11 protein-coding genes are annotated in these 12,581 nt (G+C 44.7%); 10 read left to right on the forward strand and 1 reads right to left on the reverse strand.

Annotated elements, in window-relative coordinates:
* Positions 1-107: 107 nt before the first annotated feature.
* The 8 genes from thrS to NAF29_RS09515 all read left to right on the forward strand — a co-directional run bounded on the left by thrS (position 108) and on the right by NAF29_RS09515 (position 6,411).
* Positions 108-2,036, forward strand: coding sequence for a threonine--tRNA ligase (gene thrS / locus NAF29_RS09480; protein ID WP_251261307.1), 1,929 nt, complete (start codon positions 108-110; stop codon positions 2,034-2,036).
* A gap of 3 nt (positions 2,037-2,039) precedes the next feature.
* Entirely contained in the window at positions 2,040-2,582 is a 543-nt protein-coding gene (gene infC / locus NAF29_RS09485) for a translation initiation factor IF-3 (protein ID WP_251261437.1), read from the forward strand.
* A gap of 96 nt (positions 2,583-2,678) precedes the next feature.
* Positions 2,679-2,876, forward strand: a complete 198-nt coding sequence (gene rpmI / locus NAF29_RS09490; protein WP_251261308.1) for a 50S ribosomal protein L35 — start codon at positions 2,679-2,681, stop codon at positions 2,874-2,876.
* A 13-nt stretch (positions 2,877-2,889) separates the two neighbouring features.
* Positions 2,890-3,246, forward strand: coding sequence for a 50S ribosomal protein L20 (gene rplT, locus NAF29_RS09495; RefSeq protein WP_251261309.1), 357 nt, complete (start codon positions 2,890-2,892; stop codon positions 3,244-3,246).
* 98 nt (positions 3,247-3,344) lie between these two features.
* Positions 3,345-4,121, forward strand: a complete 777-nt coding sequence (locus tag NAF29_RS09500; protein WP_251261310.1) for a TatD family hydrolase — start codon at positions 3,345-3,347, stop codon at positions 4,119-4,121.
* 167 nt (positions 4,122-4,288) lie between these two features.
* Positions 4,289-4,819: a GNAT family N-acetyltransferase gene (locus NAF29_RS09505; protein ID WP_251261311.1), complete on the forward strand. Its 531-nt coding sequence runs from the start codon at positions 4,289-4,291 to the stop codon at positions 4,817-4,819.
* Between the two features lie 150 nt (positions 4,820-4,969).
* Positions 4,970-5,332, forward strand: a complete 363-nt coding sequence (locus NAF29_RS09510) for a SpoIIAA family protein (RefSeq protein WP_251261312.1) — start codon at positions 4,970-4,972, stop codon at positions 5,330-5,332.
* A gap of 212 nt (positions 5,333-5,544) precedes the next feature.
* On the forward strand, positions 5,545-6,411 hold the full coding sequence (locus NAF29_RS09515) for a type 2 periplasmic-binding domain-containing protein (RefSeq protein ID WP_251261313.1): 867 nt from the start codon (positions 5,545-5,547) through the stop codon (positions 6,409-6,411).
* Positions 6,412-6,463: 52 nt separating this feature from the next.
* Here NAF29_RS09515 and asnS read toward each other — a convergent pair whose 3' ends face one another.
* Positions 6,464-7,864 carry an asparagine--tRNA ligase gene (gene asnS, locus NAF29_RS09520; RefSeq protein ID WP_251261314.1) on the reverse strand — a complete coding sequence of 467 codons (1,401 nt, stop codon included), beginning with the start codon at positions 7,862-7,864 and terminating at the stop codon, positions 6,464-6,466.
* A gap of 565 nt (positions 7,865-8,429) precedes the next feature.
* On the opposite strand from asnS, the gene NAF29_RS09525 reads away from it, so the two are divergent.
* Both NAF29_RS09525 and NAF29_RS09530 read left to right on the forward strand, forming a co-directional pair.
* Positions 8,430-9,269, forward strand: coding sequence for an HDOD domain-containing protein (locus tag NAF29_RS09525; protein ID WP_251261315.1), 840 nt, complete (start codon positions 8,430-8,432; stop codon positions 9,267-9,269).
* An 89-nt stretch (positions 9,270-9,358) separates the two neighbouring features.
* A complete protein-coding gene (locus tag NAF29_RS09530; protein WP_251261316.1) occupies positions 9,359-12,577 on the forward strand; it encodes a mechanosensitive ion channel domain-containing protein in 3,219 nt (1,072 codons plus the stop codon).
* Positions 12,578-12,581 lie beyond the last annotated feature (4 nt).

Raw genomic sequence — 12,581 nt, forward strand, 5'->3', positions numbered from 1 at the left:
CGTAACGGACACTAAATTTTGATTAGAGGCCCCTTAGAAAGGGGCTTTTTGTTATTTTATTGCAAGTGGCCCTTGGTATGGGTCACCACTGTGACTAGGAAATGAATATGCCTGTAATTACTCTTCCTGACGGTAGTCAGCGTTCCTTTGAGTCTTCTGTATCCATTATGGATATTGCCATGGACATCGGGCTCGGCCTCGCTAAAGCCTGCATCGCTGGGCGCATCAATGGCGAGCGCGTCGATGCTTGCGATTTGATCAACGAAGACTCAAAAGTCGAAATCATCACCGCCAAAGACGAAGATGGTTTAGAAATCATTCGTCACTCTTGCGCGCATTTATTGGGTCATGCCATCAAACAGCTGTGGCCGGATACCAAAATGGCAATTGGCCCAACCATCGACAAAGGCTTCTATTACGATATTGACCGTGAAGAACCGATTACAGAAGACGATTTGAAAGCGCTTGAAAAGCGCATGCTAGCATTGGCCAAGACCAACTATGAAGTGGTCAAAAAAGTGGGCTCTTGGCAAGACGCCCGAGATACTTTTGAAGCACGTGGTGAGTTCTATAAGGTTCAAATTTTGGATGAGAACATCAGCCAAGACGACAAACCAGCGCTTTATCATCACGAAGAATACGTGGATATGTGTCGGGGCCCTCACGTACCAAACACTAAATTTTGTCACCATTTCAAATTGATGAGTGTGGCTGGCGCGTATTGGCGTGGTAATAGCGACAACAAAATGTTGCAACGCGTATACGGCACCGCTTGGGCTGACAAAAAGCAGCTCAAAGCACATTTAAACCGCTTGGAAGAAGCTGCAAAACGCGATCACCGTAAAATTGGTAAGCAGCTCGACTTGTTCCACATGCAAGAAGACGCTCCGGGAATGGCATTTTGGCATAATGATGGCTGGACTATTTTCCGAGAATTAGAAGGCTTTATCCTCAAAAAGTTACGCGAATATAAGTATGACGAAGTGAAAGGCCCATTGATGATGGATCGTTCATTGTGGGAAAAGTCGGGTCACTGGGATAAATATGCCGACAACATGTTTACGACTCAATCAGAGAACCGTGAGTATGCTGTGAAGCCTATGAACTGCCCAGGCCATGTTCAAATCTTTAATCAAGGTTTGAAGTCTTACCGTGACTTACCACTTCGTATGGCGGAGTTTGGTTGTTGTCATCGTAACGAGCCGAGTGGTTCTTTACATGGTCTAATGCGTGTGCGTGGTTTCACTCAAGATGATGCGCATATTTTTTGTACAGAAAGCCAAGTTCAAGATGAAGTAAGTTCGTGTATTAAAATGGTCTACGACACATACGAAACTTTCGGTTTTCAAGACATCGTAGTGAAGTTATCTACGCGCCCAGAAAAGCGAGTGGGTTCAGATGAGGTTTGGGACAAAGCCGAAGCGGCATTAGAAAATGCACTCAGAGCGAACGATATTAGCTACGAACTGCAACCGGGTGAGGGAGCATTCTACGGACCTAAAATCGAATTTACTTTGCACGATTGTTTGGACCGTGCATGGCAATGCGGCACCATCCAGTTAGATTTCTCGATGCCGGGCCGTTTAGGTGCGTCATATGTAACAGAAGACAATGAACGTGCTGTTCCGGTCATGATTCACCGAGCGATTCTAGGTTCACTTGAGCGATTTATCGCCATTTTGATTGAAGAGTATGCTGGTTTGTTCCCAACTTGGTTATCTCCAAAACAAGTTGTGGTGATGAATATTACCGATAATCAGGCCGATTATGTCGATTCAGTCGTCGAAAAACTCAATTTAGCGGGCTTTAGAGCAATTTCGGACTTGAGAAATGAGAAGATAGGCTTTAAAATCCGCGAGCATACTTTACGTCGTGTTCCATATTTGTTGGTCGTAGGCGATCAAGAGGTCGAGCAAAGTGAAGTGGCAGTCCGAACTCGTCGTGGTAAAGACCTCGGTAAGTTAAAAGTGGACGAATTTATTTCCTTACTGGCAGAAGATGTCGCCGGTAAGTCCCGTGATTCTGTGGAGGAATAACCTATTAAAGGTGGAAGACGTAGCCCGCAAGTGCAGGCACAACATCGTATAAACGAACATATCCGTGCTGTAGAAGTTCGATTGAACGGTGCAGATGGCGAGCAAATTGGCGTTGTTACATTGCAAGAAGCAATTGCAGCTGCTGAAGAAGCAAACATGGACTTGGTTGAAATTAGTCCTAATGCTGAACCGCCAGTCTGCCGAGTCATGGATTACGGTAAGTTCCTCTACGAGAAGAGCAAATCTGCGAAAGAGCAGAAGAAAAAGCAAAAACAGATTCAGGTCAAGGAAGTTAAATTCCGACCTGGAACTGACGAAGGCGATTACCAGGTAAAACTGCGCAACCTGCGTCGCTTTCTTGAAGGGGGTGATAAAGCCAAGGTCACGCTGCGTTTTCGTGGACGTGAAATGGCCCACCAGAATCTAGGCATTGATTTGCTGAATCGCATCAAAACCGATTTAGAAGATCTGGCTCAGTGCGAATCTTTCCCTAACCGGGTAGAGGGTCGCCAGATGATTATGGTACTTGCCCCAACTAAGCGGTAATTAGGGCATTCAAGTAATAGAGCGGCTCGTCTCCGACGAGCCGTTTTTATTCGCCTTAACAGCCATTCTTTAACTTAACAATGCGGAGTTTTTGCAATGCCAAAAATGAAGACTAACCGTGGTGCCGCTAAGCGTTTTAAGCGCACCGGCAATGGCGGTTTCAAACATAAGCAGTCTCACCTTCGTCACATTTTGACTAAAAAGAGCACTAAGCGTAAGCGTCAGCTACGTGGAAAGCATCAAGTTGAGAAATGTGATATCGCATCTGTGCAGCGTATGCTGCCTTACGCATAAGGGGAACTGACTTATGGCACGAGTAAAACGTGGTGTGGTCGCGCGTGCGCGTCACAAAAAAGTACTAAAGCAAGCTAAAGGTTATTACGGCGCTCGTTCACGTGTTTATCGCGTAGCGTTCCAAGCAGTAACTAAAGCTGGTCAATATGCTTATCGCGACCGTCGTCAGCGTAAGCGTCAATTCCGTCAGTTGTGGATTGCACGTATTAACGCTGCGTCACGTCAAAACGGTCTGTCTTACAGCCGTTTCATTGACGGTCTGAAAAAAGCTTCTATCGAAATCGATCGTAAGATCCTTGCCGATATCGCTGTTTTCGACAAAGCGACTTTCACTGCATTAGTAGAGAAAGCAAAAGCAGCGCTGAACTAATATTTGTTAGTGAAGCTAGTGCTTATAAAAAACGGGAGGCTTGCCTCCCGTTTTTTGTGGGTAAAATAAACTAAATATGATCACAGGGGTTTCGAGCTATGTTGGTGGATTCACATTGTCACCTAAACCGATTGAAATTAAACGAGGGCGAAACGCTTGATGATGCGGTGAACTATGCCCGTTCGAGAGACATTGAGCATATGTTATGTGTGAGTGTTAGCCTCGAAGAATTTCCGTCTATGCGCGATGCTGTGGCAAAATTCCCAGATGTTTCTGTGTCATGCGGTGTACATCCGCTCGATTTGGAAACGCCTTATGATCTCGACACTTTACGTCACCTATCAACATCTGACGACGTTGTCGCCATTGGTGAGACCGGCCTCGATTATTACTACTCGAAAGATACCATTGGAGTGCAACAGGCATCGTTTAGAAACCATATTAGAGTTGCGAGAGAGCTGAACAAGCCGTTGATTATCCATACCCGAGATGCGCGAGAAGACACCATCGCTATTCTCAAAGAAGAGAAAGGGCATGAATCGGGTGGCGTCATGCATTGTTTCACTGAATCATTAGAAATGGCTCAGGCTTCAATGGAGTTGGGCTTCATGATTTCATTTAGTGGCATTGTTACCTTTAAAAATGCAGAGGAATTGCGCCAAGTCGCGCTGGCCGTGCCGTTAGAACAAATGCTAGTTGAAACCGATAGCCCATATTTGGCCCCTGTACCTTACCGTGGCAAATCAAATCAACCCGGCTACGTCCGAGAGGTTGCCGAGTATTTAGCGGTGTTAAAAGGCGTCACTTACGAGGAGCTTGCTCGGATCACAACTGAGAACTTCTATCGTCTGTTCCCTTTGACCAAACGCACCTAAATGAGATCACTCCGTTCATAAAGATTGCAAATCTGCTACATTCAAATCATTGAGTTGGGCATTAATCTTTGGAAGTTCAGTTAAATAGACTGATTATTAGCTTCTACAAGGTAGTTCGAGTGTTCGAAGAAACACCGTAATGACGCAATTTTTAGGGGAACGGAGTTATGCCATTTCAAATTCGTCCGGAGCAATCTGGCGACCATAACCAGATCACGCATATCCATCGACAAGCATTCGGCCGAGACAATGAAGGCCGGCTTGTACATCGTTTGCGGCGTGAGTCGGCACTTCAACTTTCTCTTGTGACAGTTCAGGATGACTTAGCAATTGCGCATATCGCGTTTAGCGGAGTGACTCTGTCAGGCGCAAAAAAGGGTAAGCGTGCAGCTTCGCTCGGTTTGGCATTAGGTCCGGTAGGCGTGTTGCCAAATCATCAAGGCGAAGGCTTAGGGTTAGAATTAATCAAAGCGGCTTTGAATGACATGGTGGTTAAATCGTCGCCATTTCAGGTATTAGTTGGAGAGCCTGAACTGTATGGTAGGTTTGGTTTTGTAGCAGCTGAAAGTTTTGGGCTGAGCTGTGAAATTCCCGTCCCGAAAAAATATTTTTTATTAAGAGTTTCACCTGAGCAGCCGGTGGCCGATTTTGAAGACGGCGATGTGTTGCATTATCACAACGCGTTTCACTCAGTTTAGTGACAGCTTTCAGTGTCCGGTTGAACAATCTTCATTTATAAATTTTACACATGAATCGCGTTAAAACGACAGAGAGTTTGATCTAAGATAAGCATCAGCTAAACTGGTGCGGCATAATTGACTGGTACGATGAGTTTAGAGGAGGTTCATATGATTATCATCAGAGATGACATGCCAGAAGGCATTGTTGCAATGGAAGGGGTTGGTGAGATCACTCGTGAAGACTACCAAGATATCATTCGCCCTGAGCTTGAGCGTAGCTTTGCGCATGGCGAAAAAATTCGATTTTTCTATATCTTGGGCTCGCAATTCACAGGATTTGAACCCGGCGCGCTCATAGACGACGCCAAACTTGGTATTAAGCACTTAGGCGACTTTGAACGTATCGCAGTTGTATGCGATGTGAAGTGGGTGAACAAAGCCGTGAAACTTGTAAGTTTTGCAACACCAAGCCCACTTCAAACATTTGCCGTTGAGGAGTTTGATCAAGCACTCGCTTGGCTACAGCAATAATCACCGCAATGGCCGAGGCGCGGTTGTACTCGGCCACATTTCCCGATCCCCAATCACTTTGACCACTATATTCTATACTTGCTTCCTAATAATAATATTTTAAGGCTGTATTTGACGCCTTCATACAAGCGATTTTCTCGAGTGGCTACTTGAATTTATGACGTTAGAGAACTTGGAGTTGCCGAGTACAAACTATTATTAGGAGAACTGTCTTGAATATTAAAACATCTCTTTTGTTGTTAGTGAGCATTATGACCAGCTTTAGTTCAATTGCAACGACACAGCTAATTTACAATCGAGAGAATGCCGAGCAAGACTCGTATATTATGGCTGTGCTTGAGATGGCACTGGAAAAGTCGGGGCAAGAATATGAACTTAAGCCGACACCAGAAACTTATTCTGATTCAAAAGTACGCTCGGACCTTTCCAATGGGAGTCTAGATGTATACTGGACCATGACATCCACAGAGCTCGAGAATTCTTACCTTCCCGTTCGAGTGCCGATATTTAAGGGGCTTTTAGGCAGCCGCATATTCATTATTAACCAAGGCGAACAAGGTAAGTTTGACCATGTTAACAGCTTTGCCGATCTACAAAAATTAACCGCGGGGCAGGGACGTCTCTGGCCCGACACTGAAATATTGTCAGGTGCTGGCATTCCTGTGGCCACAGCTATGAAATACGAGAGTTTGTTTTTCATGCTTGAAGGGGAGCGATTCGACTATTACCCTCGCGGTGTTCATGAGCCTTGGTCTGAAGTAGAACGCTATTCAGCACTTAACTTGGAAGTTGAGAAAGGAATCATGTTGGTATATCGAGCGCCGATGTACTTTTTTGTGAATCAAAACAACCCCCAATTGGCGGCCGATATTGAACGCGGCTTTGAAACTGCAATTGCAGATGGCTCCTTTAACCGCTTGTTCTTTTCTCACCCTGTGATTACCAGTGTGTTAGACAAAGCGAACCTAGAACAGCGGAAGGTATTTGAAATCGAGAATCCGATGCTTTCCGCCCAAACACCAATAGACCGAAAAGAATTGTGGTTAGATGTGGACTCTATTTCATCAAAAGATCGGTAGTTAAGATACAAAAAAGCCCGCTCAAAGCGGGCTTATTAGGTTGATTTTCGAGCTAGAAGTCGGCTGTTTTCGGCGCACGAGGGAATGGAATAACATCACGAATGTTACCCATACCTGTGACATAGCTAACAAGGCGTTCAAAGCCAAGGCCAAAGCCTGAATGAGGCACGGTTCCGTAACGGCGTAAATCACGGTACCAAGAGTAGTCTTCTTTATCGAGCCCCATTTCTTCTAAACGAGCATCAAGCATATCGAGGCGTTCTTCACGCTGGCTGCCACCAATAATTTCACCAATGCCGGGTGCTAATACATCCATTGCTGCAACAGTTTTGCCATCTTCGTTCATACGCATGTAGAAAGCTTTAATGTCTTTAGGGTAGTTTTTCACAATCACAGGTGCATTGAAGTGTTCTTCAGCTAAATAGCGTTCGTGCTCAGATTGTAAGTCGATACCCCATTTAACTTCATATTCAAATTTTCGATCGCAGTTCATCAAAATATCAACTGCATCAGTGTAGTCGATTTGTACGAAGTCACTTTCAACAAAACGCTGGAGGCGATTCAGTGCGTCTTTATCAATACGCTGCGCAAAGAACTCCATGTCGTCAGCTCGTTCTTCGAGTACGGCTTTAAAAGCATACTTGAGCATAGCTTCAGAGAGATTCGCAACATCATCCAGATCCGCAAAAGCGACTTCTGGCTCAACCATCCAAAACTCTGCTAAGTGACGACTAGTGTTTGAGTTTTCTGCACGGAACGTCGGGCCGAAAGTATAAACTTTACCTAACGCACAGGCATAGGTTTCAGCATTTAACTGGCCTGAAACTGTTAAGAAAGCTTCTTTACCGAAAAAGTCTTCGCTGTAATCAATCGCGCCTTTGTCATCGCGTGGCAGGTTTTCAGTATCTAATGTGCTGACACGAAACATTTCGCCAGCACCTTCACAGTCACTTGCGGTGATGATAGGAGTACTTACCCATACATAACCTTGTTCATGAAAGAAGCGGTGAATCGCTTGAGCCAAGCAGTTGCGTACGCGAGTGACCGCACCACCGACGTTGGTACGAGCACGCAAGTGTGCGTGTTCACGTAAGTACTCCATGCTGTGACGTTTAGGAGCCATAGGGTAGGTATCTGGATCTTCAACCCATCCAAGAACTTCTACTGAAGTTGCATGAATTTCATACGCTTGGCCTTTGCCTGGGGATTCAACCACAGTGCCCGTCACAGAAACTGAACAACTTGATGTTAGACGAGTTACTTCATCGTCATAATTACTAAGAGTATTCGGAACAACTGCCTGTATTGGATTAAAAGACGAACCATCGTGAATGGCTAGAAAAGAAATACCGGCTTTGGAATCGCGTCGAGTGCGAATCCAGCCTTTGACAGTGACTTCGGTATCGACCGAGAAGTCGCCAGCCAATACAGCGGCTACAGTTGGTTGGGTCATGAATTAATTACTCCGAAAACCTTATTAAGTGTACTTATATTAAGAACCACATCTTACATGTAAGATGAAGTTAAACAAGAGTGTCGTAAGGATTACAGGCCACATTTAGTCGGTTTTAAATGAAATTTGTTGTCAAGGAGTTTGAATGGTTTGGGATGGCGTCGATAGAAGGCATGGAATTGATTGGCGTATTCGCGCATTGCGCACAGCTGCAGTGGCTTCATGGGTGCTTTTTATTGTCTGTTTGATTCTTTTTCATTTTGCGAGACCTGAGATGAATTCAGGGATTGCACGATATTATGGTGTGACGATTCGTTCAGAGTGGAATTTTGCATACACAGGGCCTTTGTTATACGGAATTTGGTTTTGTGCAGGCTTGAGTTTCTTGAGTTTTCTAGTGGGATTAAAACGCAGTAGACGCGCTGAAGATACTCGAAGATATAATCTGATCTTGCTCACAACGATGACGGTCGCTTGTGGCATACTTCTGACTTACCGTTTGGTTTTCGCAGTCTGAGCTTTGTGTTTAAAATATGAGTATTCACGAAGTTTAAAGGAGAATGTTTTGTCGTTAGAAAACGCATTGATTTTAACGTTTAAGGACAAACTTGCACGTGATGTATTAGTCATTCCGAGCTTACCCGAAGTTGCGATGAGTGTTTGTGATGCCGTAGAAAGTGACGAAATGTCGTTGCGCGATATTGGAGAATTGATCAGTCGTGATGCAGGAATGGCGGCACGCATGATTAAACTTTCCAATTCAGCGTTATTTGGCGCTCAGGTCAAAGCGATTACCATTCAAGATGCAGCAAATCGCATCGGCTTGAAGGCTATTCGAACCATCGCTTTGGCGATGGCGATGGAACAGCTATACGTGAGCCAAAACGAAGTTGTGTTTGAATTGCTAGAAAATAATTGGAAAAGAGCAATGCAGGTTGCTTGCAGCGCTTCGGCATTGTTGTCATTAAATCGGTCTGCAAGCCATATCGATATGGAGGTCATTACACTGGCAGGGGTTGTCCATAACATCGGTGTATTGCCTGTATTATTTGAAATGGAACGCTTACCTAAAGTCAGTAGTGATGTGGACCTTATGGTAAAAGTGGCTCATTCGCTGAAAGCCGAAATAGGTATGCGTTTACTTGAAAAGTGGGATTTTGATCCATCTATATTGTGCGCAGTGAAAGAGCTAACAGTGGGGGTTCCCCCTAAATCAGGCCCTCTGAACGTTGCTGATTTTATTTGTGCAGCAGCGATTGCAACGGGGGCAGTGACTTTTCCTGGGCGTGATCAAGCCTCTGTATTGGCTGCCTACATTGAGCGTGGTGTATTGGCTGATGAAAGTGTTTTGTCCAGCCCTGAATACTTAAATTTGTACCGAGACATGATGAATAGTATGAGTTAGGAATGCTCACCTATCGGCCTCAAATTCGATAAAACTCGACTACACTGAGTGTACAAAAGCATTCAATATCATGTGGTTCAGGGTTATTCATGAATATATGGGGCCTTTATTGTGGAGTTCTTCTTATAACGTTAGCGCTTGTTTTCGGTGTTCAAGCACGTGAAGTGAGCAAGCCGTATGTTCAAGAACTATTAAATAATGCCGAAAGTGCTCCCGAAGAAATAATCTCGCTCTATCACAATATCTTGCAAGAAATTGCCGAACGAGAACACTATGAGATTGCCGCTGCTGGCTATCAGGACGTCATTAATAGTTATTCAAGCCTCGTTCGGGCTTTGAACGTTGAACCTGAATTCGATCAGGCAACTTTCACTCAGCGTTTAGAATCGTCATCCCTCGCCGAAACTGAACAGCTGATCAGTGTGCTTAAAACCAGTCAACTGACCACCAATGCCGACATTCGATTAGGTGAAGAAGACGTCTCAACCATCAGTGACCGTCTGACGATAATCCCCCAAGAGATTGAAGAGGTTGCGCGGCAAATATCAGAGGTTGCCATTTCTCTGCCCCATTCTGAACATAGTGCGTCGAGGATTGAAGCGCAGCAAATGTTAGTCATTGCGCAACGTAATTCGAAAAATGCTCGCAGTAAGATGCTTCGTCTAGAGCAGCTTTCATCTGCAAATCGAATGGAATTGGCACGTTTAAAAGCAGAGCAATCCAAACTCAAACTTTCGGTCATCGATGAAAAGCTTAAACTTGCATCGCAAGCTCTAGCACACCTTAGAAAAGTTGATGCTGAGAAAACTTTGGCGTCTCTCAACGCAGCTTCCAAAAAAGTTACGGAAGGAAGTGTCATTGAGCAGGATATATTTGACACCAACGTGAAACTCTCATCTTCACTGCGTTTGGCACAACATCAGCTTGAAGAATACCAAATCAGATTTCAGGATTTGAGTCGGATCTCTGAACGCATCAACTCATTATTGAGAGAGTTGCAAACAGGTGTTGACCGTTTCGACCCCACTGTGGAATTTTCGGCCGCCATTATTGAGCAACTAGAAACCTTGCAAAGCATTCCCAGCTTACGCGAGGTCAACCGAAAAGCGAATGAAATCAGAGTATCTGGTTTTTCATTTAGAAATCAGTTGAGAAAAAGCAAGTTGCTTGAAAACGATCTTCAAACCTCCGACGAGGTTGAGTTATTGCACTTGCAGCAGCAGTTACTGAACCGAAATATAGATCTCAATGAACAAATTGATGTGTTATTGAGGCAGGCGCAAAGCAACATTGAAGCCTTAACTGCTCAACAACAGAAATTGCATTCTTTGGCATTCTTACACCTCACTTGGATCCCAAATATATATCCTGTGAGTGCAGACGACATTAAAGATATCTGGATTCAAATGGGCAATGTACTGAAAGCGTTGGAAGGTGAGTGGCGAGTGACCATGGATCACTTTGGCGTAAACAGTTTCCCAATTCTGATTTTGTTGCTGTCATACGTGTACTATCGCCGATTTGAGGTTCGATATAACCAATACTTAACGCGAATATCAGATCGAATTGGCAATGTGAAGCGTGATAAAGGTCATTATTCGTGGGTCGCAGTGGCAGGACTTGTGGTGCTGGCACTTGCTTTGCCGACTGTGACTATGCTGGCGGTAACATTTAACAAAGATCAACTGGTCATGTTGCCGCAATTGATAATTATGATCGCCTTGGGTATTTCAATTAATCGCTTTGCCAAGCATTTGATGAATCCTGTGGGCGTGTTCATCCACCATTTTCGCTTAGATGCGAACTCTGTCATTATGGTGGCTCGCCATATCTTCTGGTTTTCACCGTTACTACTCATATCCATTCTGATCTATGAGTGGAGCACTATTTTCAGCGGTGATGATCTGTTTAATAATCCAGTGCGTGTGCTTCTTATGGTCAGCTCTGCACTATTTTCAGTGGCTACCGTATGGCTCTATCGCTTGCTACAAAATAACGCAAAGTCGTCAGGCGGTATGAGAACGCCTATTCGAATGTTGTGGTGGTTTGTTATTTCTATCCCCATCATTAGTTTCGTTATGCTTGCGGCCGGATACATGGTTGCGAGTAGCATGTTTCTTATGGATTATATCTGGACCATTTTGGCCGCTACGATTGTTCATGTCGCTTACCTGTTGAGTCTTCGCGGTATATCCATCATTTATCGAAGAATGGCGTTTGAAAGAGCTTTAGCAAGAAGAGCTGCTGTGTTAGCTCAACGCGATGAAGATGACGAAAATGAAGCGCCTCTTGAAGAGCTCGAAGACCGTTATATCGACTTTAGTGAAGTAGGGGCGCAAGCGTCAAAGTTATTACGCACTGCATTTTTATTGTTGCTTTACTTTGCTTTGTTACCTATCTGGAGCGATGCATTCGACTCGTTTAGCTCTCTAAATGAGTTTACCCTTTGGACCGTGTATAGCGAGGGGGCGGAAGGCAAGGTTGCCACGCCAATTACCTTTAAACTGCTAGTGACTTCCATTGCGACGTGTATTTTTACGATTGTGAGTGTCCGCAATTTACCGGGTATGTTGGAGATCTTAGTGCTTCAGCGGATGCAGCTCTCGCCGGGTACGGGCTTCGCCATTAGTACGATTACCAAGTACTTGATTTTAGTCATCGGCATGATGATCGCGGTTGGCACATTGGGCTTTGAGTGGTCGAGTTTACAATGGTTGGTAGCGGCACTGACTGTGGGGTTGGGGTTTGGCCTGCAAGAAATTTTTGCCAACTTCGTATCGGGCCTCATGTTATTGTTTGAAAAGCCTATTCGAATCGGTGACACCGTGACGATTCGCAATATGACTGGCATCGTAACGCGAATTAATACGCGCGCGACCACCTTGATAGATTGGGATCGAAAAGAAGTGATTATCCCGAATAAAGCCTTCATTACTGAAGACTTTGTGAATTGGTCACTGAGTGACGCTATTACACGAATCGTAATTAAGGTTGGGGTTGCCTACAATTCAGATCCAGATTTGGTGACGCAGCTTATTTCTGATGCCGCCAAAGAGTGTGAGTACACGCTGGAAGACCCAGTACCCGACGTGTTTTTTATCGAGTTCAGCGACAGCTCATTGCTGTTTGAGCTCAGAACATTTACCGCTGAGACCGCTCACCGGTTGCCTGCCACGCATTTTATTCATAATTGTATCTATCAAAAATTCAGTCAGTTTGGCGTTGAAATAGCCTTTCCACAGCTGGATGTTCATTTGAATGGCAGTTTAGACACAATGAATGATAGGTCGCCACAAAGGGCTCTATAGAGAG

This window comes from Echinimonas agarilytica, from assembly GCF_023703465.1.
In the GTDB taxonomy this organism is placed as follows: Bacteria; Pseudomonadota; Gammaproteobacteria; order Enterobacterales; family Neiellaceae; genus Echinimonas; species Echinimonas agarilytica.

Bases quoted from the DNA above. Each gene is read 5' to 3' on its own strand.
- thrS (WP_251261307.1), top strand. From the start codon at position 108: ATGCCTGTAATTACTCTTCCTGACGGTAGTCAGCGTTCCTTTGAGTCT.
- rplT (WP_251261309.1), top strand. From the start codon at position 2,890: ATGGCACGAGTAAAACGTGGTGTGGTCGCGCGTGCGCGTCACAAAAAA.
- asnS (WP_251261314.1), bottom strand. From the start codon at position 7,864: ATGACCCAACCAACTGTAGCCGCTGTATTGGCTGGCGACTTCTCGGTC.
- NAF29_RS09510 (WP_251261312.1), top strand. From the start codon at position 4,970: ATGATTATCATCAGAGATGACATGCCAGAAGGCATTGTTGCAATGGAA.
- rpmI (WP_251261308.1), top strand. From the start codon at position 2,679: ATGCCAAAAATGAAGACTAACCGTGGTGCCGCTAAGCGTTTTAAGCGC.
- NAF29_RS09530 (WP_251261316.1), top strand. From the start codon at position 9,359: ATGAATATATGGGGCCTTTATTGTGGAGTTCTTCTTATAACGTTAGCG.
- NAF29_RS09500 (WP_251261310.1), top strand. From the start codon at position 3,345: ATGTTGGTGGATTCACATTGTCACCTAAACCGATTGAAATTAAACGAG.
- NAF29_RS09505 (WP_251261311.1), top strand. From the start codon at position 4,289: ATGCCATTTCAAATTCGTCCGGAGCAATCTGGCGACCATAACCAGATC.